Below are 26,938 nucleotides of genomic sequence, written 5' to 3'. Positions count from 1 at the left end.
GCTCACTCCTCGCCGCTCTCCCGCCGGCCGTAGCGGATCCGCGCCCAGACCGGCAGGACGAACCAGGTCAGCACGAAGACCGCGGTGACGCCCGCGGCGATCCACGGCACCGCGTCGTTGTGCAGCGCGACCCGCAGGATCAGCAGCATCGCCGAGCTGATCGTGCAGAGCAGCAGCACCAGCCCGACGATCGTCATCCCCGAGGCCCAGGTCACCGTCTCCGGCTTGAGCCGCTTGCCGGTCACCAGGCGGTGGAAGGAGACCGGGCCTATCAGCACGCCCGTCGCCGAGGCCCCGAGGACCGCGGTCACCACGTACAGATTCCGGTCCGCAGTGGACAGTTCGGGGAAGCGCGGGGTGAACGCGACCGTCAGCAGGAAGCCGAGCAGGATCTGGACGCCGGTCTGCGCCACCCGGACCTCCTGGAGCAGCTCGGCCCAGCGGCGGTCGGCGCGCTGCTCGGCCGTCTCCCGGCGGCCCGGTGTGGTCCAGCCCCCCTCCGGTTCGGTCATGCCCGCGACTCCTCCCTCAGGCCCGGTCCCGCTGCGCGCCGAACTCCCGTACCGCCGCCGCGCAGAAGGCCTCCAGATCGTCCGGTTTGCGGCTGCTGATCAGGGTGTTGGGGCCGCTGGTGCAGACCATGACCTCCTCGTCCACCCAACTGCCGCCCGCGTTGCGGATGTCCGTCTTCAGGCTCGGCCAGGAGGTGAGGGTGCGCCCCGGCAGCACGCCCGCCTCGACCAGCGTCCACGGGCCGTGGCAGATCACCGCCACCGGCTTCCCCGCGGTGAAGAAGCTCCGGACCAGGGCGACGGCGGCCTCGTCGGTGCGCAGGAAGTCCGGGTTGGCCACCCCGCCGGGCAGCACCAGACCGTCGAAGTCCGCCGCGCTCGTCTCACCCGCCGTCAGGTCCACCGGGAAGGTGTCCGCCTTGTCGAGGTGGTGGAAGCCCTGGGCGCTGCCGGGTGCGGTGGACACCAACTGCGCCTGGCCGCCCGCCTTCTCGACGGCCGCCCAGGGCTCGGTCAGCTCAACCTGCTCGACGCCCTCGGGCGCCACGAGGAATGCGATACGCATGGTGTGCTGCTCCTTGCTGGGGTTGTCCGGCTAGTTCGCCGCGGTCCGATCCGCCCGGTGGGCCGGACCGGATCTCACGACCAGGTCCACTCCCTGATCTCCGGCAGGTCCTGTCCCTCCCGTACGACATACGCGCGGTGGTCGGCGCGCTTGTCCTTGAGCCGCTGCCGTACCGAGATCGCCGTCAGGGCGAGTCCGGGGACCCGGTCGATGACGTCCATCGCGAGCCGGTAGCGGTCCATGTCGTTGAGGACGAGCATGTCGAAGGGGGTCGTCGTGGTGCCCTCCTCCTTGTAGCCGCGGACATGGAAGTTGTCGTGGCCCCGGCGCCGGTACGTCAGCCGGTGGATCAGCCAGGGATAGCCGTGGTACGCGAAGATCACCGGCTTGTCGGTGGTGAACACCGCGTCGAAACCACGGTCGTTGAGCCCGTGCGGATGCCGGTCCGGGGGCAGCAGCCGCATCAGGTCGACCACGTTCACCACCCGCACCGCGAGCCCCGGCAGCTCCTCGCGCAGCAGCTTCGCCGCCGCCATGACCTCCGTGGTCGGCACATCGCCCGCCGCCGCGAGGACCACGTCGGGGGTCCGGCCGGTGTCGGTGCCCGCCCAGTCCCAGACGCTGACACCGCGCTCCACGTGGTGGACCGCCTCGTCCAGGTCCAGCCAGTCGAAGGAGGGCTGCTTGCCCGCGACCACGATGTTGATCCGGTCCCGCGAGTCCAGGGTGCGCGCGGCCACCGCCAGCAGGGAGTTCGCGTCCGGCGGCAGATAGACCCGGATCGTCTCCGGATCCTTGTTGACCATGTGGTCCACGAAGCCGGGGTCCTGGTGCGAGAAGCCGTTGTGGTCCTGGCGCCACACATGCGAGGTCAGCAGGTAGTTGAGCGAGGACACCGGCATCCGCCACGGCAGCTCCCGGGAGACCTTGAGCCACTTCGCGTGCTGGTTCGCCATCGAGGTGACGATGTGGATGAAGGCCTCGTACGAGGAGAAGAGGCCGTGCCTGCCGGTGAGCAGGTAACCCTCCAGCCAGCCCTGGCAGTTGTGCTCGGAGAGCATCTCCAGGACCCGGCCCTGACGGCTGAGGTCCTCGTCGGTGCCGAGCAGCTCCTCCTGCCAGCCCTTGCCGGAGACCTCGTAGACCTCCTGGAGCCGGTTGGAGGCGGTCTCGTCCGGGCCGAAGAGCCGGAAGTCGCGGCGCTCGGCGGTGTCCCGCATCAGCTCGCGCAGCAGGCCGCCGAGGACCCGGGTCGGCTCGTGCTGCCCGGTGCCGGGGCTCGGCACGGGCACCGCGTGCCGGGCGATGTCCGGAGCGGGCAGGCTCCGCAGCAGCCGGCCGCCGTTGGCATGCGGATTCGAGCCGAGCCGCCGCTCACCGTCCGGTACCTGGGCGAGCAGTTCCGGCCACGGCCGCCCCCGCTCGTCGAAGAGCTCCGATGGCCGGTAACCGCGCATCCACTCCTCCAGTTGCGCCAGATGTCCGGGATCGTCGCGCACCCCGGACAGCGGCACCTGGTGCGCGCGCCAGGTCCCCTCCACCGGCTTCCCGTCGACCTCCCGCGGCCCGGTCCAGCCCTTGGGCGTACGCAGCACGATCATCGGCCACCGGGGCCGCACTTCCGAGCCCTCCTCGCGGGCCGCGCGCTGGAGCGCGGCGATCCGGTCCAGGCAGTGGTCGAAGGCGGCGGCCAGGGCGTGGTGCACCCGCTCCGGGTCCTCGCCGGTCACGTACACCGGCTCGTGCCCGTAGCCGCGCAGCAGGGCGTCGAGCTCCTCCCGCGGGAGCCGGGCGAGCACCGCGGGGTTGGCGATCTTGTAGCCGTTCAGGTGCAGGATCGGCAGCACCGCCCCGTCGTGCACCGGGTCGAGGAACTTGTTGCCGTGCCAGCCGGTGGCCAGCGGCCCGGTCTCCGCCTCACCGTCCCCGACGATCGCCGCGACCACCAGGGAGGGGTTGTCGAAGGCGGCACCGTAGGCGTGCGCGAGCGAGTAGCCCAGTTCGCCGCCCTCGTGGATCGAGCCGGGGACCTCGGGCGCCACATGGCTCGGGATCCCGCCGGGAAAGGAGAACTGCTTGAACAGCCGGGCCATCCCCGCGCCGTCCCGGCTCACATCCGGGTACACCTGCGAGTAGCTGCCGTCCAGCCAGCAGCAGGCCACCGTCGCGGGGCCGCCGTGGCCGGGCCCGGTCACATGGATCATGTCCAGGCCGCGGGCGCTGATCACCCGGTTCAGATGCGCGTAGACGAGGGTGAGCCCGGGTGTCGTACCCCAGTGCCCGAGCAGCCGGGGCTTGATGTGCTCCGGAGCCAGCGGCTCGCCGAGGAGCGGGTTGTCGAGCAGGTAGATCTGCCCCACGGCCAGGTAGTTCGCCGCGCGCCAGTACCGCGAGAGCACCGAGATCTCGCCCTCGGACAGATAGTCGGTGTGCTCGGACGGGTACGCGCTCTCCTCGGCCGGGGTCCCGGCCGCCTCGTTCGGTTGGGCAGTCTCAGCAGCGCTCATGAAGGGCCGCGCCTCTCCGCTCGCGGACATGTGCGGGTACGTGTTCCCAGACTCCGGCGGTCCTCACCTCCGCGCGACTCCGGCTTCCGCCATGGGCCGTCTCCGGGCGGCGCACGGCGGACCCGCCGCGCCTTGCGGCCGGGCTTCACCTCCGGGCGGGCCGCCTTCCGTCGGGGCGCGGCGCATACGACCGCGGGGCGAGTGGCATACGACACGGGGCGCACCCGTGTCGCAGTTGGGCCGATCGGGTGAAGACGGGTAAGAATTGCGCCGTGCAGAAAACCAGGACGAGCCAGGGCGAGGTGGAGAAGTGAACGGCCACGACGTCACCGACGAACAGTGGGAAGGGCTCGCCCAGGTGGTTCCGCTGCGCAACGGCGGGGACTGGCCCTCCTGGCCCGGGCATCCGGCCCTGGCCGACCCGGGCGCCGGCACCGAACTGCGCCGCAAGTTCGTCGTGCTGCGGATCAACGTCTTCGCCGACGCCCGCGAGGTCGCCGAGACCCTGATGGCGCAGATCCCGGTGCTCCTCGACCTCACCGGGGCCGAGACCGCCGTCGCCAAGCGGGTCCTCGACTTCAGCAGCGGAGTCGTCTTCGGCCTCAACTGCGGGATGCACCGCGTCGATCGCAATGTCTTCCTGCTCTCCCCGGCCGACACCGAGGTCCAGGGACTCATCGAGGACGCCACGGCACCCGGCATCTAGCAGCCTCCGGGTGTGGCCGGATCCGTACGCCGCGCCGCCGCTTTCCGGACACGTGGTTCGTCTGGCGGAAAACCGTACAGGGCACCGGCCCGGTCGCACGATCGTGGGAAGCGGTACCGGGCAAAACGGTTCGCCTGGCGGGCGCGCGCTTAGCGTCCGGAATATGACCTTGACCATGACCGCCGCCGCCCCGGGGCCCTCCGGCCGGGCCGGCGCGGCCGCGCGGCCCGACCGCCCTACGCTCACCGAACTGCGCCTGTCCGCCTTCGCGGGCCACCGCAGGACCACGATCCCGCTCGGTCCGCTCACCTTCCTCAGCGGCCCCAGCGGCAGCGGCAAGTCGACCGCCCTGCGCGCCTACGCGGCACTGGCCCGGCTCGCCTCCGGGGACGCGCTGGACGAGGTCTTCCCCGACCCGGTCTCCTGCGTGCCGGAGTCGGCCCGGGCCGACAGCCAGGGCCGCCGCGGATTCCGTATCGGCTGCACGGTCGAAGGACCGGCCGGACCGGTCCGCCTCGACCTGGCCGTACAGGCCGAACCGGGGCTGCGCATCGTCGGCGAGCGGCTCACCGCGGGCCCGCTCACCCTGCTGGAGACCGCACTGCGCGACCCCGGCAAACGCGCCGTCCAGGCGGCCTGGCACACCGCGGGCACCGCCCCGGTCACCCGCGCCCCGCTCCCCGACGACCTCCTCGGCACCGCGCTGCTCCCGCTGCGCGTCGCGGGCAAGACCGCCGGGCAGCGCCAAGTCCTCGCCGCCGCCGAGCAGATGGTGGTGGCGCTGCGCTCGGTCTTCGGCTGCGACCCGCAGCCGGACCGGATGCGCGGGCCTGCCCCCGCCGGCCAGGGCCGGCTGCTCGGCGACTGCGCCAACCTCGCCGAGGTGCTGCGCCGCACCCACGACGAGTGCCCCATCCGGCACGGCATCCTGGTCCGCACCCTGGGCGCCGGATGCCGGGGCACCACCGCCGACCTGCTCGCCGAGGAGCTCGGCGGCGGACGGGTGCGGGCCGTGCTCCAGCGCCGGGACGGCGGCCGCACCCCCGTCGAGCGGCTCGGCGACGGCGAACTGCGCTTCCTCGCCCTGGCCTTGGTCCTGCTCACCGGGCCCGGGGTGCTCGAAGTCGATCCCGCGGCCGAGGTGCCGGAGGCCTTCCAGGCGCTGACCGTGCTCGCCGACGGCTTCGACCGGGGCCTGGATCTGCGCCAACTCGGCGAGCTGGGGCGGCTCGCGGCCCAGACCTGCGCCCGCGGCCACATCCGCCTGCTCGCGGCGGTCGGCAGCACCGACTGGCTGCCGGAGCCGCCGGACGGGGCGGGGCCCGGTGCGCTGCGGGTGGTAGACCTGGGGCGGTGACCACAGCCGACACCCCGCCCCCGCCCGACCTCGCGGCCCTGCGCCGCCGCCTCGCCGACTTCGCCGCCGCGCGCCACTGGGAGCCATACCACACCCCGAAGAATCTCGCGGCGGCGCTCAGCGTCGAGGCCTCCGAACTCCTGGAGATCTTCCAGTGGCTGACGCCCGAGGAGTCGCTGCGCGTACTGGACGAGCCCGGCGGCGCGCACCGCGTTCGCGACGAGGTGGCGGACGTCCTCGCCTATCTGCTGCAGTTCTGCGAGGTGCTCGGCATCGACCCGCTGGCCGCCCTGGACGCCAAGATCACGCGCAATGAAGCGCGCTTCCCGGTGCCCGGGAGCGGCCTGGCGGCCGACGGCGACGGGGGAGCGGCGCAGCGATAACAAGCCCTGGACGCCCCCCAGTTGCCCGGGTTTCGTCACTTTACGTCACCTTCGAATGTCACTCTCCGGAGTGGCAAAGTTGTCCACAGGTAACTTCTGTCCACAGTTTTCCGACTACCCCTGGCTTTTTGTTGCTGGAGCCCTCACGCTGGGTAGTGACAAAGGGAGTTCGGGTAAACGCACAGTAAGCGTGTGGACAGGGGAGACGGGGCAGCGCATGGATGCGGTGCGGCTCATCGGAGTAGGCAGGCGTGCCCTGGCGGACAGTCATGAGGCGCCGGACGTGATGGTGGAGGCCTGGCAGGCGCAGTCGCTCGCCCAGGCCATCGGAAGCAGGCTGGCGGTCGCCGGACCCCCGGAATTACGGGGCGAGGCACTGGGGTTGAGCGAGATCGGCGGTCGCGGCTGCGGCGCGCTCACCTCGCCGTTGTTCGGCGTCGACCGGATCCGCGCCGCGCAGCTGTCCGAGATCCCGGACGCGCGCGAGACCCTCACCGGCCTCGGCGCACTGCTGGGAGAAGTGGGCATCGCCCTGGTCGGCATCGCCTCGACGGCGGCGGAGGACAGGATCTACTGGCAGTGCATGGAGGCCATCGACGCCGCCGACGAGTGCCAGGACCGGATCCTGGAGATGCTGCGCCGCCTCACCGACCGCGAGCACGCGCTCACGGAGTCGGCGGGCGACCCGGACCCGGCCGAGGAGGAGGCCGGGTCCGGCGGAGGCGGCGCGGGCGGCCTCGGCGGCAGCCATGGACCCGCCTTACGGGCCCGGCCCGGGGTGACCCGGCGCGCGGTGGTGGAGATGGGAGCCGTGATGGAGATACAGACCGACCCCGAGTGGGTCGGGTGAACCGCCGCCGGGCGGGGCGGACATGGGTCTCGCGCGCCGCGGGGGACGGGACGGCGGCCCGTATGGCCGCCCGTGCGGATCGCGCCCCGCACCACGGGCCCGGCCTGCGCGGATCGACGGCGGGGCGGAGTGCAGGATGGAGGCATGGATCTCCGCATCTTCACCGAACCGCAGCAGGGCGCCACCTACGACACCCTGCTCAAGGTCGCCAAGGCGACCGAGGACCTGCACTTCGACGCCTTCTTCCGCTCGGATCATTTCCTGAGCATGGGGGGTACGGACGGGCTCCCCGGCCCCACCGACGCCTGGATCACCCTCGCCGGACTCGCCCGTGAGACCAGCCGCATCCGCCTCGGCACGCTGATGACGGCGGGCACCTTCCGGCTCCCCGGCGTGCTGGCGATCCAGGTCGCCCAGGTCGACCAGATGTCCGGCGGACGGGTCGAACTCGGCCTCGGCACCGGGTGGTTCGAGGAGGAGCACACCGCGTACGGCATCCCCTTCCCGAAGGAGAAGTTCGGCAGGCTGGAGGAGCAGCTGGCCATCGTGACCGGGCTGTGGAGCACCCCGCTCGGCGAGACCTTCACCCACCAGGGCAGCCACTACCAGCTCAGCGACTCGCCCGCGCTCCCCAAACCGGCGCAGGCGAAGGTGCCGGTCCTGGTGGGCGGCCACGGGGCGAAGCGCACCCCCCGGCTCGCGGCCCGCTACGCCGACGAGTTCAACATCCCCTTCGCCTCCCTGGAGGACACCCGCCGCCAGTTCGGCCGGGTGCGGGAGGCGGTCCAGGAGGCGGGCCGGGCCCCGCGGGAGATGGTGTACTCCAACGCCCTGGTCGCCTGTGTCGGCAAGGACGAGGCCGAGGTCGCCCGCCGGGCCGCGGCCATCGGCCGCCAGGTCGACGAGCTGAGGGCCAACGGGCTCGCGGGCTCACCGGCCGAAGTGGTCGACAAGATCGGCCGGTACGCCGAGGCCGGGTCCGAGCGCATCTACCTCCAGATCCTCGACCTGGACGATCTGGACCATCTCGAACTCATCTCCGCCCAGGTCCAGTCGCAGCTGAGCTGAGAGGGCTCACGCCGGGCCCCTCCGCTCCGGCGGGGGCCCGGCCGCTCACCCCTCCCGTCCGTCCCGTCACGCTTCGTCGCCCCCGCGCAGGAAGACCTCCGGTGCGGAGGCCCGCTTCGTACACGGTGATCACGGAAACCGGCCTCAGACCCACAACTTTCCGGTGGAAGGACCCGCATCGGGCCCCCGGCCGGGGAAATATGGACCCCATGGGATATCACGTCGACTCCGAGACCGGACGCCTGCGCCGCGTCATCCTCCACCGGCCGGACCTGGAGCTGAAACGCCTCACGCCCAGCAACAAGGACGCGCTGCTCTTCGATGACGTCCTGTGGGTACGCCGTGCCCGGCAGGAGCACGACGGCTTCGCGGATGTGCTGCGCGACCGGGGGGTGACCGTGCACCTCTTCGGCGATCTGCTCCGCGAGACGGTGGCGCTGTCCAAGGCCCGGTCCCTCGTGCTGGACCGGGTCTTCGACGAGAAGGAGTACGGGCCGCTCGCCACCGACCATCTGCGCGCCGCCTTCGAGACGATGAGCGCGGCGGAGCTGACCGAGGTGCTCATCGGCGGCATGACGAAGCGGGAGTTCCTGGAGCAGCATCCCGAGCCGACCTCGGTGCGCTTCCACGCCATGGAGCTCGACGACTTCCTCCTCGGCCCGCTGCCCAACCACCTCTTCACCCGCGACACTTCGGCCTGGGTCTACGACGGCGTCTCGATCAACGCCATGCGGTGGCCGGCCCGGCAGCGCGAGACCGTGCACTTCGAGGCCATCTACCGGCACCACCCGCTGTTCGCCGCGGAGAGCGCGGGCCCCTTCCACACCTGGTCCGAGGGGCAGGCGGACTATCCGTCGACCATCGAGGGCGGCGACGTCCTGGTCATCGGCAACGGCGCGGTGCTGATCGGCATGAGCGAGCGCACCACCCCGCAGGCCGTGGAGATGCTCGCGCACAAGCTCTTCGCGGCCGGTTCGGCCCGCACCATCGTGGCCCTGGACATGCCCAAGCGCCGTGCCTTCATGCACCTGGACACGGTGATGACCATGGTCGACGCCGATACGTTCACGCAGTACGCGGGGCTCGGGATGCTGCGCTCGTACAGCATCGAGCCCGGGGTGGACGCCAAGGAGCTGAAGGTCACCGACCACCCGCCGGAGCACATGCACCGGGCGATCGCGGCGGCCCTCGGGCTCGACGAGATCCGGGTGCTCACCGCGATCCAGGACGTGCACGCCGCCGAGCGCGAGCAGTGGGACGACGGCTGCAACGTCCTCGCCGTGGAGCCGGGCGTGGTGGTCGCCTACGAGCGCAACGCGACCACCAACACGCATCTGCGCAAGCAGGGCATCGAGGTCATAGAGATCCCCGGCAGCGAACTCGGCCGCGGCCGGGGCGGACCGCGCTGCATGAGCTGCCCGGTCGAGCGCGACGCGGTGTCCTGAGCGCGTCCGCCGTCCGGTCCCCGGCGGGCCGGTCCACCGGGGTGCCGGGGGACCGGCCCGCCACAGTGAGGACGGTCACCCGCCCCTCTCGCATAGAAATGTGGCTCGCCGTATAGAATTCCATTGTCTTTGTCTGTTGTGCGACCCAGGAGCGCCCCGATGGCGACTGTCCCGCCCGGCCTCGCCGGCCGCCACTTCCTCAAGGAACTCGACTTCGACGCCGAGGAGTTCCGCTCCCTGATCGCGCTCGCCGCCGAGCTGAAGGCGGCCAAGCGGGCGGGCGGCGAGGCCCGGCGCCTGGTGGGCAGGAACATCGCGCTCATCTTCGAGAAGACCTCCACCCGGACCCGCTGCGCCTTCGAGGTCGCCGCGGCCGACCAGGGCGCCACCACCACCTACCTCGACCCGGCGGGCTCGCAGATGGGCCACAAGGAGTCGGTGAAGGACACCGCGCGGGTGCTCGGCCGGATGTTCGACGCCATCGAGTACCGCGGGGACAGCCAGGAGAAGGTCGAGGAGTTCGCCGCGCACGCGGGCGTCCCGGTCTACAACGGACTGACCGACGACTGGCACCCCACCCAGATGCTGGCCGACATCCTCACCATGACCGAGCACGCCGACCGCCCCCTGGCGGAGCTGGCCTTCGCCTACCTCGGCGACGCCCGCTTCAACATGGGCAACTCCTACCTGATCACCGGCGCCCTGCTCGGCATGGACGTCCGCATCGTGGCGCCCGAGGCCTACTGGCCCGCCGAGCCCGTGATCGCCCGGGCCCGCCTCCTGGCCGAGCAGAGCGGCGCCCGGCTCACCCTCACCGAGGAGGTCGCCGAGGGCGTCCGGGGCGCCGACTTCGTCGCCACCGACGTCTGGGTCTCGATGGGGGAGCCGAAAGAGGTCTGGGACGAGCGCATCCTGGCGCTGCGGCCCTACGCCGTGACCATGGACGTCCTGCGCGCCACCGGGAAACCGGCGGTGAAGTTCCTGCACTGCCTGCCCGCCTTCCACGACCTCGGTACGAAGATCGGGCGGGAGATCCACGAGCGCCACGGCCTCAGCTCGCTGGAGGTCACCGACGAGGTCTTCGAGTCCGCGCACTCGGTCGTCTTCGACGAGGCGGAGAACCGGATGCACACCATCAAGGCGGTCCTGGTCGCCACCCTCGGCGGCAGGTGACGGCGGCCGTACGGGGGCGGCTCCCGCTCAGGCGGTCGGGTGCCGCTGCTGGGGGATCGCGGGCAGCGTGAACCACACGGCCTTGCCCGAGTCGGTGGGGCGGTGGCCGCAGGACAGGCTCAGCGTGCGGATCAGGAGCAGGCCCCGGCCGTGCTCCAGCCACGGGTCGGGCTCCTCGGCCGGTCCGGGGAAGGACATGTCACCCGGCGGCTCCGGGTTGCGGTCGTGCACCTCGACCTGGCAGCCGGTCGGCAGGACCTCCACCACGAGTTCGATGGGGGCGTCCCCCGAGCTGTGCTCCACGGCGTTGGCGACCAGCTCGGCCGTCAGGAGTTCCGCGGTGTCGCAGTCCGCGCCGTGTTCGAGCTCCGCCAGCGCCGTACGCACCAGGGAGCGCGCGACGGGCACGGCCGCCGCGGTGTGCGGCAGCTCGACACGCCACGTGGGGAGTCCGGTGAGTTCGTACAAGGCCCTCGGTCCGTTCCACAGCGGGCATTCCTCCGCCCACCTTACGAAGGCCCGTCCGGGAACGGGGAGAGGCTCCCGTCACACACCGGCCGGGACCTTCGGCCCTCCCGCACACTCGGCGTCCCCGGCCCGCGACAGCCCGTGAGAGCGCCGCGCTCACGCCCGTACCGCTCACGCCCGTACCGGGCACGTCCTAGAGTGGGCCCGACGCACGAGCGAGGGTGCCCCGCCCGAGGGCGAGGGCCGGAAGGCGCGCCGATGCCGGAGATCGAACTGACCGCGGGGCCCGTCGCCTACGAGGACACCGGCGGCACCGGCCCGGTGATCGTCCTGCTGCACGGGCTGGTCCACGACGCGAGCGTCTGGCGCAAGGTGGTCCCGGGACTCCGCGGCGACTACCGCGTCCTTTCGCCCACCCTGCCCTACGGTTCGCACCGCAGGCCGATGAACCCGCGGGTGCCGCTCTCCCCGGACACCGTCATCGCGCTCGTCGCCGAGTTCCTGGAACGGCTCGACCTGCGCGAGGTCACCCTGGTGGAGAGCGACTGCGGGCGCGCGCAGACCGTCGCCGTCCGGCACCCCGAGCGCCTCGCCCGTCTCGTCCTGGTCTCCTGCGAGGCCTTCGACAACTATCCGCCGGGACTGCCCGGCAAGATGCTCTCCCTCGCCTGCCGGATGCCCGGCGGGGTGCCGCTCCTCGCGTGGGTGCTCGGCCTCAGGGCGCTGCGGCGGCTGCCGGTGGGGCTCGGCGCGCTCACCAGGCGCCCGGTGCCCGCCGAGGGATGGCTGCGCCCGCTGCGCACCGACCCGGCGATCCGCCACGACTTCCGGCGCTACAACAAGGGCGTCCGCAGATCCGAGCTGACCGAGGCGGCCGAGGGCCTGACCGGCTTCGACAAGCCCGCCCTCGTGGTCTGGGCGGCGGACGACCTGATGATGCCGCGGGCCCACGGGCGGGAACTCGCCGCACTGCTGCCGCAGGGCCGCCTGCACGAGATCGCGGACACGCGCACCCTGATCGCCGAGGACCAGCCGGAGCAACTGGTCGCGGTCCTGCGGGAGTTCATGACCACCACCGGCTGAGGCACGCGGCGGGGGCGGCTCGGCGCGGGCGGCGGCTGCTGGTACCGTCCGGGTCCCGGCCACCACCGGCACCGGCGCGCTGCCGCAGCCGCCGCACCCCACCGCCCGGGAGGGCCCGTGCACGTACTTCTCTTCGGCGCCTCCGGCATGGTCGGACAGGGGGTGCTGCGCGAGTGCCTGCGCGACGAGGGCGTCGCGTCGGTGACCGCTGTGGTCCGCGCGCCGCTCGGCGTCTCGCACCCCAAGCTCCGCGAGCTGCGGCACCGGGACTTCACCGACTTCTCCGCGCTCACCGCCGAGTTCGCCGACACCGACGCCTGCTTCTTCTGCCTCGGCGTCTCCGCGGCGGGCCACGACGAGCGCGCGTACACCACCGTCACCTACGACTACGCCCTCGCCGCCGCCCGCGCGCTGCCGGCAAAGCCCGAGCTGACCTTCGTGTACGTCTCGGGGGAGGGCACCGACGGCACCGAGCGGGGCCGCCGGATGTGGGCCCGGGTGAAGGGCCGTACCGAGAACGCCCTGCTCGCCCGGGACTTCGAGGCGTACATGTTCCGGCCGGGCTTCATCAAACCGCTGCACGGCGCCCGCTCGCGCACCCGCTGGTACCGCCTCTTCTACCTGGCCACCTCCTGGCTCTACCCGGTGCTGCGCCTCCTCGGGCCCGCCCATGTCACCACCACCGAGAACGTCGGCCGCGCCATGCTCGTGGTCAGCCGCCGCGGCGGCACCGGGCCGCGCGTCCTGGACAGCCGGGCGATCAACACGGCGGCGCGGGAGTACGTGCGGGGGTAGACGCCCCGGGGCCTGCCCCCGGCGGGTGCCCTCTTCCAGTGATTGGCGTGCCCCTGACAATATGGCCGCTCCTGATCACGCCCGCGGGGCCCGGCAGGCCCGGGGCCCGCGGCGACGGCCAAGGGAAGGAGCAGGCATGGAATCGCTCAGCAGGAGGCGCGCCCTCGCACTCGGCGGCGGCGCCGCACTGGGCACGGCGGGCGTCCTGGCCGGTGCGGCGGGAGCGGGCACCGCGGCCGCCGGGAACCGGGGCACCCGTCCCGCGCGGGCCCGGGCCGCCGGCGCCTGGCACCGGCTGGTGGTGGTCACCGCCAACATCGGCCGCGAGCACCTCACCGAACGCGAGCGGGCCATCCGCGACGTACGCCACGCGGTGACCGTCGACGGCGCGCTCGCCCAGCCCCTGGTGGGCTGGCAGGAGATCGGCGAGGGCGACGACGACGGCAAGGAGGCCGGATTCATCGGCAAGCACTTCGGCAGCGCCTACCGCAACCTCTTCGTCGGCGACAAGACCGCCTCCCGCGTCCCGATCTCCGCCCCGACCGCCTTCAACGTCACCGCCCACCGCGTCACCTGGGCGCACGGCGGCAAGGCCGGGGTCTCCCCGCACCGCGTCCTCACCGAGGCGGTACTGGAACTCGCGGCGGACCCCCAGGTGAAGTTCGTCTTCGCCAACACCCACTACGTCGCCGGGGCCTTCAACGGCAAGGACGACCCCGCGGAGGCCTGGCGCGACAAGATGTGGCAGCAGCACTTCGCCGCGCACCGCGACAAGGTCCTCGCCCACTGGCACGCCCAGGGCTACCCGGTGATCTGGACCGGCGACGTCAACCGCACCCCGCTGCCCCTGCTCGTCCCCGGCCAGGAGCAGCGCGCCTTCGCCAAGGGCATCGACCAGATCGCCTGGCTCCCCGGCACCAACGGCACCGAGCTGCGGCTGAACCGCACCGCGAGCGTCCCGATGCACGTCGACGGACACGACGCCCGCGTCGCGATCATGCAGATCCGCCACGCCTGAGGCCCCTGGCCCGCCCCCGGCCCGCTGAGCCTGCGCGCACCGCCCGCCCGTGCGACGGTGAAGAGCGACAGGCGCGCGGCCGGGGGCGCGTGCGCGGCGCACATAGCCGTGCGCCGCGTCCGCCGCCCGGTCCGCGCCCGCTGTCCGCGAGCGGCCACCCGGTGCGCGAGGGCCCGTGTGCGCAGGCACGTACCGGGCACCCGTACGCGCGCGGGCGACCGCCCGTACGACCGGAAGGGCTGAGGACATGGTGGACATCGGCTACACGATGATGACCGAGCAGGCCGGGCCGCGGGACCTTGTCGCGCACCTGGTCCGCGCCGAGCAGGCCGGTTTCGACTTCTCCGTCACCTCCGACCACTACTCGCCCTGGCTCACGGAGCAGGGGCACGCCCCCTACGCCTGGAGCGTCCTCGGCGCCGCCGCGCAGGCGACCACTCGCATCCCGCTGATGACGTACGTGACCTGCCCGACCACCCGCTACCACCCGGCCGTCGTCGCGCAGAAGGCGGCCACCCTGCAACTGCTCAGCGAGGGGCGCTTCCGGCTCGGCCTCGGCTCCGGCGAGAACCTCAACGAGCATGTGGTGGGCGGCGGTTGGCCCGGCGTCGTGGAGCGGCAGGAGAAGCTCGCCGAGGCGGTGCAGATCATCCGGCAGCTCTTCGAGGGCGGCACCCTCAACCACCACGGCCCCCACTTCGACGTGGAGTCCGCGACCCTCTGGGACCGCCCCGCCGACCCGCCCCCGATCGGCATCGCGGTCTCCGGCAACGCCTCCTGCGAACTCGCCGGGGAACTCGCCGACCTGCTGATCGCCACCGAACCGAAGCCCGAACTCGTCGCCGCCTTCGACCGCTTCGGCGGCGAGGGCAAACCACGGGTGGGCCAGATCCCGGTCTGCTACGACCCCGACCGGGACACCGCGGTCAAGCGCGCCCACGCGCAGTTCCGCTGGTTCGGCGGCGGCTGGAAGGTCAACTCCGAACTGCCCACCACCGAGGCCTTCGCGGGCGCCACCCAGTTCGTCCGCGAGGAGGACGTGGCCGCCTCCATCCCCTGCGGCGACCGTACGGAGGACTTCGTGAGCGCGGTGCGCCCCTATGCGGAGGCCGGGTTCACCGAGGTCGCCCTCGTCCAGATCGGCGGTGAGAGCCAGCCCGCCTTCCTCGACTGGGCGGAACGCGAGCTGCTGCCCGCGCTGCACGCCCTCTGAGCCCGTGGCCACCCGGCGCGCCACCCCCGCCCGCTCGCGGCAGACTGGGGGACAGGTGCGTACCGGCCCCGGAGAGATGGCATGAGCAGTCCTCGGCCCGTCCCGCCCCCGGCGCCGTTCGAGGGCGCGGTGGTGGCGGTCCTCGACGCGCGGGGCCGCTTCACCCACGGCACCGAGGCGGCGGCCCGGATGCTCGGCCGCAGCAGCGCCGAGCTGACCGGAACCGCGGCCCGCGCCCTGGTCCTGCCGCATCCGCCCGGGGCGCGCCCGGGCCCCGTCCCCGGCGGCCGGTGGCTCCGGCTGCGGCGCCGCGGCGGGCGGCCCGCCGAGGTCTGGGTACGCCTGCTGCCGCTCTCCGGGGAGCGGGGCGCCCTCCTCGCCCTCGGCGTGCCCGAGGAGGAGATGGAGCGCTGGGGCGCCGCCACCGCGCTCGGCCGGGCGGTGCTCGGCCAGGACCGCTGGCAGACCGCCGTCCACGACCTCGACCTGCGGGTACGCCATGCCAGCCCCGCCGCGCTGCGGGCCGGACGGATCGGCCCGGACGGCCGCGACCCGCTCGTCGATACCCCCTGCCTGGACGGCACCGGCACCGCGGGCGAGCTGCTGCGGCAGGTCGTCGACAGCGGTGAGCCCCTGGTGGACACCGCCGGTGTGCTCCGGGCGCGCACCCCGGGCGAGAACGACCGCTTCGTCTCCCTCACGGCGGTCCGCCTGGACGGGCTCGACGGGCGGCCCACCGGCGTCTTCACCTCCCTCGTCGACGTCACCGAGCGCTACCGCTCCCGCAAGCGCCTCGACCTGGTCTACCGCGCCTCCCGCAATCTCGGCGCCTCCCTCGACATCGAGCAGACCGCCCGCGACCTGGTCGACCTCCTGGTGCCGGGCTTCGCGGACCTCGCGAGCGTGGAGATCGTCGAGAACATGGCCCAGGGCGCCGAGCCGCCGCCCGGCGCCATCGGCACCGAGATCAGGGTCCGGCGCACCGCCGCCAAGAGCGCCACCGGGAGCTGGCCCGCGGACCAGCGGGGGGTCGGCGCCTCACTGCCGCGGCTGCCCACCGGGCCGGACTTCCGCCGCATGGAGAACGGCGAGGCGCTGATCACCCGCAGCCGCGCCGAGCACCTCGCCCTGCTCGGCGGCGGACCCGAGGCCGCCTCGATCACCCCCGAGGACCTGCACACCGCGATGGGCGCGGTCCTCCTCGCCCGCGGCCGGCTGCTCGGCTACGTCCAGGTGCAGCGCACCCACACCCCCTTCGTCTACGACGAGGAGGACGCCGAGCTGCTCCTGGAGATCGTGGCGCGGGCCGCCCTCAGCATGGACAACGCCCGCCGCTACACCCGCGAGCACAATATGGCCGTACTCCTGCAGAAGAGCCTGCTGCCGCCGCTCGCCACCAGCTCCGCCGCGGCCGAGACCGTCGGCAGGTACCTGCCCGCCGGCGGGGGCGCCAGTGTCGGCGGCGACTGGTTCGACGCGCTGCCGCTGTCCTCGCTGCGTACCGCCTTCGTGCTCGGCGATGTGATCGGGCACGGGCTGAACGCCGCCGCCACCATGGCCCGGGTGCGCACCGCCGTGCAGACCCTCGCCGACCTCGACCTGCCACCCGGCGAACTCCTGGTCCGCCTCGACGACCTGGTCGTCCGCATCGCCGAGGAGGCCGAGCACGCCGACACGGTGGGAGCCTCCTGCCTCTACGCGGTGTACGACCCGGTCACCGGTCACTGCCAAATGGCGAGCGCCGGGCACCCCGCCCCCGCGGTGCTGCGGCCGGACGGCACGGTCCAGCTGGTCGAGGTCGAACCGGGCCCCACCCTCGGCGTCGGCGGCATGCCCTTCGCGCAGACCGAGGTCGAACTCCCCGAGGGCAGCGTGCTGGTGCTGTACAGCGACGGCTTCACCGACGACGGCCACGGCGGCCGGTCCGCGGGCGAGGAGCTGTGCGCACGGATCGCCCGCGCCGGGCGGCCGGGACGCCCACTCCAGGAGATCGCGGACGCACTCCTCGCCCCCGTACGCGCGGCGCCGGGGCGGCAGGACGATGTGACGCTGCTCCTCGCCCGCACCCGCCGGGTGCCCGGACGGGACGTCGCCTCCTGGCAGTTCCCGCCGGAACCCGCGGCGGTCGCGAGCGCCCGCGAGGCGGCGGTCGGCCGGCTCACCGACTGGGGGCTCGACTCGCTGGCCTTCAGCACCGAACTCGTGGTCAGCGAACTGGTCACCAACGCCGTCCGCTACGCCGCGGGCCCGGTCGCCCTGCGGCTCATCCGCGACCGGGTGCTGATCTGCGAGGTCGGCGACTCCAGCGAGAGCCAGCCGAGGCTGCGCCAGGCACGCAGCACCGACGAGGGCGGCCGCGGGCTCTTCCTGGTCGCCCAGCTCACCAACCGCTGGGGCAGCCGTTACGGAGACGCCGGCAAGACCATCTGGACCGAACAGGCCCTCGGCGGCACCGGGGAGACGGCGGCCGAGGGCCTGTGGGGCGACGTGGGAGACCTCGAAGGGCTGGAGGACGAGCCGGGCGAGTCCGCTGCCGGCGACCCGGAGGAACCGCGCGGTTCCGGCGGCGACGCCCGGCCCTGACCCCTGTGCGGGGAGGTACGGGAGTCACCTCCGTACGCCCCGGTGGGTGCCGGGGCGCGGGCTCACCGGCAGAGCAGGGGGCCGAGCGGCAGGTCGAGGATCGTGGTGCAGCGGCGTTCCGAGGGCCGGGGCTTCGGCTCCCGCTCGCCCTCCTCCTCGCGCGGGCCGGGTGAACTCGGCCTGGCGCCCGGCTTGTCGTCCCCCGCGCCGCCGCCCGGGGCGCTGCTCGGACCGCTCGCCACCGGCTCCTGCTGGGCGGGGCCTCCCGCGCCCGTGCCCTGCTGGGCGGGGGCGGACGGCCCGGGAGTGGGCGGCGCGGTGTCCGCACCGTTCCGGTCCTGTGCGGCGCCGGTGTCCCGGTCCCGGGCGGGCTCCGAGGGGCGCGGATCGCGGGGCGAGGGAGACGGGGAGGCCTGGCCCTCGGCGGGCGGCGTCCAGGGGCGGGTGGCCACCGAGGGGGAGCGGTCCGGCTTCGGGGTCAGGGCCCAGGACAGCACCCCCACCAGGCAGGCGCACAGGACGAGTCCGAGGACGAACCAGACCCGGCGCCGCGCACCGAACCAGGCGCCCATCCGCTCCCGCTTCTCCTGCGCCACATAGCGCCGGAAGAGGAAGCGCACCAGGGCACTGGTCAACTGCCAGAGGATCAGGACGACACCGAACAGCGGCAGCAGCAGGAGGAGGATCTGCACCAGCGCGGAGAGCACCCCGAGCACCGGGTTGCCGCCGCTGAGCGCCCCGCCCGCGAGGCCGCTGGTGGACTGCCACGCCGCCCCGGTCCACTGGGGCAGCCGGGTCACCACGATGCCCAACTGCACGGCGATGGCGGGCAGTACGGTGAGCACCCAGGCGGTCACCACGATCTGCGGCCACTTCTTCAGCGCGTCGAGCCGGGCGTCCGCGGGCTTGCGCAGCACCGCGCGGCGCAGGATCGGCCCGATGTACTTGAAGAGGTCCGGGATGCCGACCAGGTCGGAGACGATGTAGTAGCCGTCGAAGCGCAGCGTGGGCAGCAGCTGCTGGGCCATCTCCAGGTTGGTGAAGAGGATCGCCGCGAGGATCACTGGCGAACCGGTCTGCAGATACAGCAGGATCAGCCCGCAGATGAAGATGCCGTTGAAGTAGACGCCGCCGAGGTCGCAGCGCAGCCGTCCCGCCCGGCCGAGCCGGTAGGAGTTGGTGACATCGGTGTAGAAGGCGGGCCACACCAGGTAGATGCCGCAGCCCATGACGCCGGGTTTGACCTTGCTGTACCGGCAGGCCGCGGCGTGCCCGCACTCGTGGAAGGCGGCCGAGGCCAGCGTCAGGAGGACCACGATCAGCACCGAGTTGGGCTTGGCCATGGTGGTCGCGACCGCGCCGCCGACGTTCTGGCTCATGAAGACCCAGACCTCGCCGACCATCACGGTGGCGACCACGGCCATCAGGACCAGCGGCTGGAAGAGCCAGGCGAAGAGTCCGCTGATGAACCAGGTGGCCCGCTCGGAGAGCACGGCCTTGCGGAAGCGCAGGGCCAGAAAGCTGGTGGCGGTGGGGATGTCGGGCGGCGAGCCGTCGCTGTAGCGGGCGATCCCGAGCGGGGCGAGCTTCTTGTCGATCAGATAGGCGATGTGCTCGGCGGTGAAGGCCCGTCCGGTGGCCTGGCTGAGCTGCATCGCCACCCTCGCCATGGCGGCCTGCCCGTCACGGGGCCTTCGCGCCCCGGCGGACTCCAGCTCCGCGAGCAGCTTGGTCGCCTGGTAGAGCAGCGGGGGCAGGTGGATGACCTGGCCGTCGTAGCGGTGTACGAGGTGCGGCGGGACGCGGTATCCGGATCCCGCGAACTCGCCCACCAGTTCGGTGCCTTCGGTGAGCCTCGGTACGGCCCAGGCGGTGAGCTGAGCGGTCTGGTCCGGGGGGCTGGACACTCGCGTATTGATGACGATCTCCAACGGTGGGCTGTCACAGGCGCCGACGAGGGCATCGGGCGCGAAGGCCTCGAAAGGGCAAACGATCCGGCCCCCGCGCCGGTTACGCCCGCCGCCCGGGGTGCCGTCACCGACGGGCCGGGACGGCGCGGCTCAGGTGCCGGGCCCTGAGAACGCCACGGGGGCCGGGAGCCGGGCGGTCAGTTGCTCACGACGGCGGCGGGCACACAGGTCATGCTGCTGCTGGGCCCTTGGCCGAGTCCGAGCGAGCCGATGAGTCCGGGGGTGCCCTGGGTGGTGGTCGCCTGGCAGGCGTAGGCGACGGTGGTGTTGCCGCCTCCGCCCTGGGGGCTCGCACCGGGCTGGAGGCCGCCTCCGGTCTGGGGGGCGCCTCCGCCCTGACCGTTGTCCTGGGGCTGGCTGACATCGTGACTGCGGTTGCCGAAGGTCACGTCGACGAGCGAGAGCAGCATGCGCGGTGGCAGCAACTCCCCGTCGAGGGACGCGAGTTCCCGGTAACTGACGGCGGTCATGTGGTGTTCCTTTTTTCCGGTGGGTCGCGATGCGGGACCGGAGGCACGGGAAGTCCCGTGACGGCGGATCGGGCATGGTGCGCCGGGACCCGGTCCGGGTTCCGCGGGGGCGCCGTACCGCGGTCCGCCGTGAGCCGGACGCCAGGTGCGGGCCCCGGTCCCTAAGGGACCGGGGAAGGCCCGGCGTCGCCGCCGTGCCTTCCCCGGTTTCAAAGGAACTGTCAGTACGTCGCGAGCGAGGTCGGGACGCAGGTCAGGCTGGCGCTCGGGTTGTTGGAGCCCAGGCCGAGGGCGCCCACCAGACCGGGGGTGCCGTGGACCTGCTGCGCCTGGCACGCCGACGAGGAGATGGCGCCGTGGTTGCCGCTGTCGCCACCGCCCAGCGCGACAGCGCTGGAGCTGGAGCCGCCGCCGTCGTGGCCACCGGCGTTGTTGAACGGAACAACGGTGGACAGAACAGCGCGCTCGGGCAGCAGCTCGCCGGTGAGACCGTCAAGCTCCTCGAAGGTGATCGCGTTCATTGTTTTCCTTTCGTGGATCCCGGGCGGCTTGCCCCGCCCGAGGGTGTGACGCCTGGTGAACGCGAGTAAATGCGGGCTGGTCACGGTCGTTCACTCTTGCGCGCATCGTTGCTGGTCAGGGGACTTCATGAACGTGTCAGCATTGCCTCGGCGTGAAGTGTCTGATGATCTGACAATTTTCGGAAGTTAATTTGGCAACGAAATTCCCGGGTGAGCTTGGACGGACGGTGACCCTGAGGTGCGGAGAATTCCCGAAAACCGAATTCGAGCCCCGGGAACGGGCAGGTGAATTCGGCGCGCAATGCCCGCACGAAATTCTCCGTTCTCCTCGCGCGGCGCCCCCAGGGCCCCCGTCCTCCCGAGCCGCCGCCGCTCAGGCCACCTCGTCGACGGGCGGCGTCGCGGGCTCGGGGACCTTGACGGCACCCGCGTACTGCGCGGCCTGGATCTCGTACAGCGCGCGGAAGGCGCCCGGACCGGCGGACTCGGCGGAGAGCAGCTCCTCGAAGGTGCCGCTCTCGACCACCCGGCCGTCCTCCAGGACGTGGATGAGGTCCGCCGCCCGTACCGAGCCCAGGCGGTGGGTGATGAGGATGACGGTCTGGCCGGCGTCCGCGAGGGCGCGGATCTGCTCGAAGAGCTGCTGCTCGGCCCGGGCGTCGAGGGCGGAGGTGGGCTCGTCGACGATGAGCACGTCCCCGGCGCGGTAGTGGGCGCGGGCCAGACCCAGGCGCTGCCACTGCCCGCCGGAGAGCTGGTGACCGTCCTTGTACCCGCGGGCCAGCAGGGTGTTCCAGCCCCGCGGCAGTCCGCTCACCAGCTCCTCGGCGCCCGCGTAGGCGGCCGCCGTACCGAGCCGCTGCGGGTCGGGCGCGGTGTCGGGCCGGCCGATGCTCACGTTCACGGACGCGGTGAACGGCCAGCGGTAGAAGTCCTGTCCGACGACGGCGATCCGGGAGACCAGCTCCTGCCGGTCGGCCTCCCCGGCGTCGGTGCCGTCCCACAGGATGCGCCCCGAGTCCGGCTGGTAGAGCCCGCTGAGCAGTTTGACGAGGGTGCTCTTGCCGCTGCCGTTCTCCCCGACGAGGGCGACGACCTTCCCGGTGGGGATGGTCAGGCTGGCCCCGTCCAGCGCGCGGGAGTTGTCCTTGCCCCGGTAGGTGAAGGAGACCTGCTCGAAGCGGATGGCGGCGGGCCGTGCGGGCAGGGAGCACCCGCCGCGCGGGATGGCCCGCTGCTCGGCCTCCTCGCAGAGCCGGAACAGGTCGGCCACGAACAGGCTCTCCTCGTGGCAGTGGTTGAGCTGGACGACGAGGCTGTCGAGGCTGGCGGCGCCGGTCCGGATGGCGAGGACGGCGGTGCCGCCCACCGAGAGCGCCATGGCGCCGGTCCACAGCAGGGCGCCGAGGGTGGCGTAGGCGGCGAGGGCCGCGACTCCGCTGAAGGCCGCGGCGATCAGGCCGGTACGGGCGGCCAGGTGGGCCAGGCGTTTCTGCTCCGTCTCCTGGGTCTGCGACATGGCCCGGAAGTGGTGCAGCAGGAAGGGGCCGACCTGGTGCACCCGGATCTCCGGGGCGGCGTCCGTGGAGATCAGCAGGCGGCTGAGCAACTGCCCGGCCCGTGAGTGCTGCACCCAGGTGTGGAAAGAGTGGTACCGCCGCCGCGCGATGGTCAGCGCGGCCCAGGCGCTGGGCAGCGTCATGGCGAGCAGGATCGGCAGCAGTACCGGGTGCAGGACGGTGAGCACACCGGTGGCGGCGATCAGCGAGAGCAGCGCGTTGATGAGGTTCTGGCAGTACTTGATCATGCGGCGCGCCGAACTGGCCCCGAAGGCGGCGCTGTCCAGGAGCTTGTGGAACTCCTCGTCCTCGACCGCCTCCAGCTCGACGCCGGCGGTGTGCGCGAGGTACTTCTCGGTCGCCACCCGCTCGACCTTGGGCTCCAACTGCCCCGTACCCGCGGTGGACAGGGCCCGCAGGGCGGCGCCCGCCACGGCGGTCAGGCCGGCGACGGCGAGCGCGGGCCCCGCGGCGCCCAGGCGCTCGGCGGTGGTGCCCTCGCCCAGGAGGTGGGCGAGGACCCGGTTGACCGCGACCAGCCCCACGGCCTGCGCGATCCCGCGTCCGACCTCCGCCGCGGTCACCAGGCGCAGGGCGTTCCGGTCGGCCTGCCAGGCCAGCCGCGCGGTGGTGGCGAGCATGGACGGCAGGCGGGTGACCATGGCGCGTAAGCCGAGTTGGAGGAAGGCGTCCTCGTGCTTGCTCCAGCCGAGGTCGTAGCGCAAGGGGCCGCCGAACAGGAGCTGTTCGGACTCGGAGGTCTCGGGGTCGGGGCGGTGCCGGGGCGGCGGGGACTGGGTGGGCATGACTTCTCCGGTTCACGTACGAGCGGGCAGGCCGAGCGGACGCCGTGGGTGAGCGGCGGGTAGCTCAGCGTGAGAACCGAGCATGCCAGCCACCACTGACAACGGGCCCCGACCGCGGCCGCCCCGCCGGACACGCCCACCCGGAGCGACCTGGGTGAGCCGATCCGCACCCGCCTGAACAGGGCACTTCCGCCCAAGGCCGAGCGTCGGCAGGGCAGTCGAGAGGGCCGGTGGCTGCGGAGCCGGATCGGGCGGGGAGTGAGGACTCCGGGAAAAATTCAGCTGTGCATCTATTGCACAGCCAGTGCGCTATGCATACCTTGAGGATTCGCGCCGCCCGTTCAGGGACGTACGGGCAGCCCGGAGGACCAGGAGCCGCAGTGTTCGATCACGCCACCCGCCCAGCCGCCGACCAGGGCATCCCGGAGCAGGCGATCCGCAAGGTGCGCCGCCGCGTCCTGCCGGTGATCGTCCTGCTGTACTTCATCGCGTACCTGGACCGGAACAACGTCGGATTCGCCCGCGCGGGCCTGGAGGAGGACCTCGGCCTGAGCGATGCCGCCTACGGGCTCGGGGCCGGGATCTTCTTCATCGGCTATGTGCTGATGGAGGTCCCCAGCAACGCGGGCATGTACCGCTACGGCGCCCGCCGCTGGATCGCCCGCATCCTCGTCAGCTGGGGGATCATGGCGGTGGCGATGGCCTTCGTGCGGGGCGAGGCCTCCTTCCATGTGATCCGCTTCCTGCTCGGTGCCGCGGAGGCCGGCTTCTTCCCCGCCGTGCTCTTCTACTTCACGCTCTGGTTCCCGGTGGCGCAGCGGGTCGCCGCACTCGGCGTCTTCGTCCTCGCGCAGCCGGTGGCGAACGCCCTGGGCGCCCCCTTCTCCGGGCTGCTGCTCAACCTCGACGGGGCCCTGGGCCTCCAGGGCTGGCAGTGGGTCTTCCTCGTCGAGGGCGCCCCCGCGGTGCTGCTCGGGCTGCTCGCCCCGCTGCTGCTCACCGACCGGCCCGCCGAGGCGCGCTGGCTGAGCGGCCCCGAACGCGAGTGGCTGACCCGCACCATCGACGCCGAGGCCGCGGCCACCCCCGCCGCGGGCCGCGCCGGATTCCTCGCGGGCCTCAAGGACCGCAGGTCCCTGGTGTACGGAGCGCTCAACTTCGGCATGGTGTGCGGCATCTACGGCCTCGGGCTCTGGCTGCCGACCATCGTCGACGCCATCGGCGGCTACAGCAGCACCCAGCTCGGCCTGATCACGATGATCCCGTACGCGGTCTCCGTGCCCTGTGTCTACTACTGGAGCAGGCGCGCCGACCGCACCGGCCGCCGGGCCTGGCACGCGAGCGTCAGCCTGGTGCTCGCCGCGGTCGGTCTGGTGGGGGCGGCCTTCCTGCTCGCCGTGAGCCCGGTGGCCGCGCTCGCCTCCCTCTCCCTGGCCGCGATCGGCATCTACGCGGCCGTCGCCCCCTTCCTCGCGATGCCCTCCGCGGCACTCTCGGGCGCCGCCGCCGCGGCCGGACTCGGCCTGGTCAACGCGCTCGGCAACGTCGGCGGCTTCGTCGCCCCCTATGCCGTCGGCCTGATCAAGAGCGGCACCGGCGACCTGCGGATCGCCCTGGTGGCCCTGGCCGCCTGCCTCGCCGTCACCGGGCTCCTCGTCCACCGCTTCGCGGCCTCGCGCCCCGAGAGCACCGCCGCCCCGCGCATACCCGCTGCCGACCGCCCCGCGACCCGTACGGCGGTCGGGCGCTGAGCGCACCCGACCGCAGCGCTCGACCGCAGCGCATCCACCCGACCTCACCCTCACCCCTGGGAGAACCCGGAATGACACGGCAGTTGGCCGACCGGACCGCGCTGATCACCGGCGGCGGCATCGGCATCGGACAGGGCATCGCCCTCGCCTTCGCCCGGGCCGGTGCGCGTATCGCCCTCACCTACCGCAGCCACGAGCCCTCGGCGGAGTTCCTCGACGCCCTCGCCGAGGCCTCCGGCCGCCCCGCCCTGGCGCTCGCCACCGACGCCACCTCCGAGACCGAGGTCGCCCGGACCGTCCGCGCCGTACAAGAGGAGACCGGCGGCCCGGACATCCTGGTGAACAACGTCGGGGGCCTGGTGCGGCGCGCCACGATAGGCGAACTCGACCTGAAGCTCTGGCACCGCATCCTCGCGGTGAACCTGGACAGCATGTTCCTCTTCACCCAGCAGGCCGTGCCGCTGATGACCGCCGGGGCGGGACGCGTCATCAACATCGCCTCGCTCGCCGGACGCAACGGCGGCCACCCCGGGGCGCTGGCCTACGCCACCTCGAAGGCCGCGGTCTTCGGCTTCACCCGGGGCCTCGCGAAGGAGCTGGCCCCGCGCGGCATCACGGTGAACGCGCTCGCCCCCGGCTTCATCGAGGCCACCCCCTTCCACGACACCTTCACCACGGAGGACTCCAAGCGGGAGACCCTCACCACCATTCCGGCGGGCCGGGCGGGTACCCCCGAGGATGTGGCGGGGCCCGCGCTGTGGCTGGCCTCCGCCGACTCCGGGTATGTCACCGGGACGGTGGTGGACGTCAACGGCGGCCAGTACTTCGGCTGAGGGGCCCGGACGGGCCCGTACGCAGGCGGGTCGGGGATGGGTGGCGCACTAGAATGGCGCCAGGGCGCGGGGCTTCAGGAGGCATGGTGGCGCAGACGGTCAGCAGGGCGATCGAGGTGCTGGAATTCTGCAGCCGGCGGCCCCGTGAACTCCGCGAGATCTCCGAGCTGTGGGGGGTGCACCGGACCACGGCGCTGCGGCTCGTGCAGACCCTCATCGCGGGGGGCCTGATCCGCAAGGACGAGCGCGGCCGGTACGGCGTCGGCTTCCGGCTCGCCGCGCTGGCCGAATCGGCGCTGGAGCAGTTCGACCTGCGGACCGTGGTGCACCCGCACATCGTGGAACTCAGCGAACGGGTGGGCCAGACCGTCCAGTTCGCGGTCCCGCAGGGCGATCACCTGGTCTATGTGGACAAGATCGAGCCGCCCAGCTCGATCCGGCTGAACACCCGCATCGGCGGGTACGCCACCGTGCACACCGCCGGGGTCAGCAAGGCCTATCTCGCGCACGTGCCCAGCGCGGTACGCGAACGCATCCTCGCCGGGGCGGACTTCGAGAAGTACACGGACACCACGCTCACCAGCAGGACCGCCTTCGAGGAACGCCTCATCGAGGTCGCCCGGCAGGGCTGGGCCTACGACGACGGCGAGTACGAGACCCTGTCCAACTGCATCGCCGCACCGGTCTGGGACCACTCCGGCTCGGCGGCGGGCGGCATCTCCATCACCGCCATCAAGACGCAGTCCGACCTCGGCGAGCTGCGCAAGCTGCTGCCCACCCTCCTGGAGACCACCGAGGTCATCTCCAGGGAACTCGGCTGGCTCCCGCCCGAACCGACCGAGCCCGCCGCCGACCCTTCCTGAACGGGCGGCCGACCGGCCCCGGTGACGCACGCCCCCGAACTACCCTGCCGGGCCACTCGGTCACGGCGCAGACGGGACACCGCACCCGCCCGCGCGGATCCCCCCCCATCTCATTCCTCAGGGAATGGAACGACAACGCGCGGCACCCCCCACAAGGGTGCCGCGCGTTGGGGTCTTGTTGTCCGGGGCTGTCGTCCGGGGCTGGTGTGGTGGGTGGGTTATTTGACGGCGCCGGCGGTGAGGCCTTGGACGACTTGGCGTTGGAAGATGATGTAGGCGGCCAGGACGGGGAGCATGGCCATGACGAGGCCTGCGAAGAGTCCGGACCAGTCGCCTTTGTAGCCCTGGGAGACGGCGAGTTCGACCAGGCCTTGGGAGAGGACTTTCTTCTCGGGCTGGGTGTTGAGCACGGTGGGGAGCATGTACTGGTTCCACTGGC

22 protein-coding genes and 2 pseudogenes are annotated in these 26,938 nt (G+C 72.6%); 15 read left to right on the top strand and 9 right to left on the bottom strand.

What is annotated here, in order from left to right; all coding sequences use genetic code 11:
- Window positions 1-2: 2 nt before the first annotated feature.
- The 3 genes from HFV08_RS23935 to HFV08_RS23925 form a co-directional block, all read right to left on the bottom strand.
- Window positions 3-512, bottom strand: a complete 510-nt coding sequence (locus HFV08_RS23935; protein ID WP_168542325.1) for a DUF6328 family protein — start codon at window positions 510-512, stop codon at window positions 3-5.
- 16 nt (window positions 513-528) lie between these two features.
- Window positions 529-1,077 (bottom strand): type 1 glutamine amidotransferase domain-containing protein, encoded by a 549-nt coding sequence (locus tag HFV08_RS23930; RefSeq protein WP_168542323.1) that lies wholly within the window; start codon window positions 1,075-1,077, stop codon window positions 529-531.
- Window positions 1,078-1,151: 74 nt separating this feature from the next.
- On the bottom strand, window positions 1,152-3,584 hold the full coding sequence (locus HFV08_RS23925) for a phosphoketolase family protein (protein WP_168542321.1): 2,433 nt from the start codon (window positions 3,582-3,584) through the stop codon (window positions 1,152-1,154).
- A 310-nt stretch (window positions 3,585-3,894) separates the two neighbouring features.
- Between HFV08_RS23925 and HFV08_RS23920 the strand changes: the two genes are divergently transcribed.
- The 7 genes and pseudogenes from HFV08_RS23920 to argF all read left to right on the top strand — a co-directional run bounded on the left by HFV08_RS23920 (window position 3,895) and on the right by argF (window position 10,566).
- The gene (locus HFV08_RS23920; protein WP_168542319.1) at window positions 3,895-4,290 is read left to right on the top strand and encodes a cell division protein SepF; all 396 of its coding nucleotides are present in this window, start codon (window positions 3,895-3,897) and stop codon (window positions 4,288-4,290) included.
- A 163-nt stretch (window positions 4,291-4,453) separates the two neighbouring features.
- Window positions 4,454-5,647, top strand: coding sequence for an AAA family ATPase (locus HFV08_RS23915; protein ID WP_376770700.1), 1,194 nt, complete (start codon window positions 4,454-4,456; stop codon window positions 5,645-5,647).
- Window positions 5,644-6,030 carry a nucleotide pyrophosphohydrolase gene (locus HFV08_RS23910; RefSeq protein WP_168542317.1) on the top strand — a complete coding sequence of 129 codons (387 nt, stop codon included), beginning with the start codon at window positions 5,644-5,646 and terminating at the stop codon, window positions 6,028-6,030. Before HFV08_RS23915 ends, HFV08_RS23910 begins: the two co-directional genes overlap by 4 nt.
- Window positions 6,031-6,247: 217 nt before the next feature.
- Window positions 6,248-6,697 (top strand): annotated as a pseudogene (locus tag HFV08_RS23905) (DUF6099 family protein); the annotation flags it as partial.
- A 327-nt stretch (window positions 6,698-7,024) separates the two neighbouring features.
- On the top strand, window positions 7,025-7,948 hold the full coding sequence (locus HFV08_RS23900; RefSeq protein WP_168542315.1) for an LLM class F420-dependent oxidoreductase: 924 nt from the start codon (window positions 7,025-7,027) through the stop codon (window positions 7,946-7,948).
- Between the two features lie 209 nt (window positions 7,949-8,157).
- Entirely contained in the window at window positions 8,158-9,393 is a 1,236-nt protein-coding gene (locus HFV08_RS23895) for an arginine deiminase (RefSeq protein WP_168542313.1), read from the top strand.
- Between the two features lie 159 nt (window positions 9,394-9,552).
- Window positions 9,553-10,566: an ornithine carbamoyltransferase gene (gene argF / locus HFV08_RS23890; protein ID WP_168542311.1), complete on the top strand. Its 1,014-nt coding sequence runs from the start codon at window positions 9,553-9,555 to the stop codon at window positions 10,564-10,566.
- A 27-nt stretch (window positions 10,567-10,593) separates the two neighbouring features.
- Here the strand turns inward: argF and HFV08_RS23885 are convergent, their stop codons facing one another.
- On the bottom strand, window positions 10,594-11,034 hold the full coding sequence (locus tag HFV08_RS23885; RefSeq protein ID WP_246341977.1) for an ATP-binding protein: 441 nt from the start codon (window positions 11,032-11,034) through the stop codon (window positions 10,594-10,596).
- A gap of 258 nt (window positions 11,035-11,292) precedes the next feature.
- On the opposite strand from HFV08_RS23885, the gene HFV08_RS23880 reads away from it, so the two are divergent.
- The 5 genes from HFV08_RS23880 to HFV08_RS23860 all read left to right on the top strand — a co-directional run bounded on the left by HFV08_RS23880 (window position 11,293) and on the right by HFV08_RS23860 (window position 17,726).
- The gene (locus tag HFV08_RS23880) at window positions 11,293-12,117 is read left to right on the top strand and encodes an alpha/beta fold hydrolase (protein ID WP_168542309.1); all 825 of its coding nucleotides are present in this window, start codon (window positions 11,293-11,295) and stop codon (window positions 12,115-12,117) included.
- 117 nt (window positions 12,118-12,234) lie between these two features.
- On the top strand, window positions 12,235-12,912 hold the full coding sequence (locus tag HFV08_RS23875) for an NAD(P)H-binding protein (RefSeq protein ID WP_168542307.1): 678 nt from the start codon (window positions 12,235-12,237) through the stop codon (window positions 12,910-12,912).
- Between the two features lie 136 nt (window positions 12,913-13,048).
- Entirely contained in the window at window positions 13,049-13,930 is an 882-nt protein-coding gene (locus tag HFV08_RS23870) for a hypothetical protein (protein WP_168542305.1), read from the top strand.
- A gap of 247 nt (window positions 13,931-14,177) precedes the next feature.
- A complete protein-coding gene (locus HFV08_RS23865) occupies window positions 14,178-15,143 on the top strand; it encodes an LLM class F420-dependent oxidoreductase (RefSeq protein ID WP_168542303.1) in 966 nt (321 codons plus the stop codon).
- An 81-nt stretch (window positions 15,144-15,224) separates the two neighbouring features.
- Complete coding sequence (locus HFV08_RS23860) at window positions 15,225-17,726, top strand: SpoIIE family protein phosphatase (RefSeq protein ID WP_168542301.1); 2,502 nt, start codon at window positions 15,225-15,227, stop codon at window positions 17,724-17,726.
- 62 nt (window positions 17,727-17,788) lie between these two features.
- Here the strand turns inward: HFV08_RS23860 and HFV08_RS23855 are convergent, their stop codons facing one another.
- The 4 genes from HFV08_RS23855 to HFV08_RS23840 form a co-directional block, all read right to left on the bottom strand.
- A complete protein-coding gene (locus tag HFV08_RS23855) occupies window positions 17,789-19,633 on the bottom strand; it encodes a hypothetical protein (RefSeq protein WP_168542299.1) in 1,845 nt (614 codons plus the stop codon).
- Between the two features lie 200 nt (window positions 19,634-19,833).
- Window positions 19,834-20,166 (bottom strand): hypothetical protein, encoded by a 333-nt coding sequence (locus HFV08_RS23850; RefSeq protein ID WP_168542297.1) that lies wholly within the window; start codon window positions 20,164-20,166, stop codon window positions 19,834-19,836.
- Window positions 20,167-20,387: 221 nt separating this feature from the next.
- On the bottom strand, window positions 20,388-20,687 hold the full coding sequence (locus tag HFV08_RS23845; protein WP_040246627.1) for a hypothetical protein: 300 nt from the start codon (window positions 20,685-20,687) through the stop codon (window positions 20,388-20,390).
- Between the two features lie 373 nt (window positions 20,688-21,060).
- Window positions 21,061-23,052, bottom strand: coding sequence for an ABC transporter ATP-binding protein (locus HFV08_RS23840; RefSeq protein ID WP_168542295.1), 1,992 nt, complete (start codon window positions 23,050-23,052; stop codon window positions 21,061-21,063).
- Between the two features lie 380 nt (window positions 23,053-23,432).
- Between HFV08_RS23840 and HFV08_RS23835 the strand changes: the two genes are divergently transcribed.
- From HFV08_RS23835 to HFV08_RS23825, 3 genes are all read left to right on the top strand, one after another.
- Window positions 23,433-24,803 (top strand): MFS transporter, encoded by a 1,371-nt coding sequence (locus HFV08_RS23835; protein WP_210430710.1) that lies wholly within the window; start codon window positions 23,433-23,435, stop codon window positions 24,801-24,803.
- 71 nt (window positions 24,804-24,874) lie between these two features.
- Entirely contained in the window at window positions 24,875-25,636 is a 762-nt protein-coding gene (locus HFV08_RS23830) for an SDR family NAD(P)-dependent oxidoreductase (protein WP_168542291.1), read from the top strand.
- Window positions 25,637-25,719: 83 nt separating this feature from the next.
- Complete coding sequence (locus HFV08_RS23825; protein WP_210430709.1) at window positions 25,720-26,499, top strand: IclR family transcriptional regulator; 780 nt, start codon at window positions 25,720-25,722, stop codon at window positions 26,497-26,499.
- A gap of 218 nt (window positions 26,500-26,717) precedes the next feature.
- Here the strand turns inward: HFV08_RS23825 and HFV08_RS23820 are convergent.
- Window positions 26,718-26,938 (bottom strand): annotated as a pseudogene (locus HFV08_RS23820) (carbohydrate ABC transporter permease); the annotation flags it as partial.

It is taken from the genome of Streptomyces physcomitrii, from assembly GCF_012273655.1.
GTDB lineage: Bacteria > Actinomycetota > Actinomycetes > Streptomycetales > Streptomycetaceae > Streptomyces > Streptomyces physcomitrii.
Note: the sequence above shows the minus strand (reverse complement) of the source record. Positions and strands in the feature narration are given on the sequence as shown.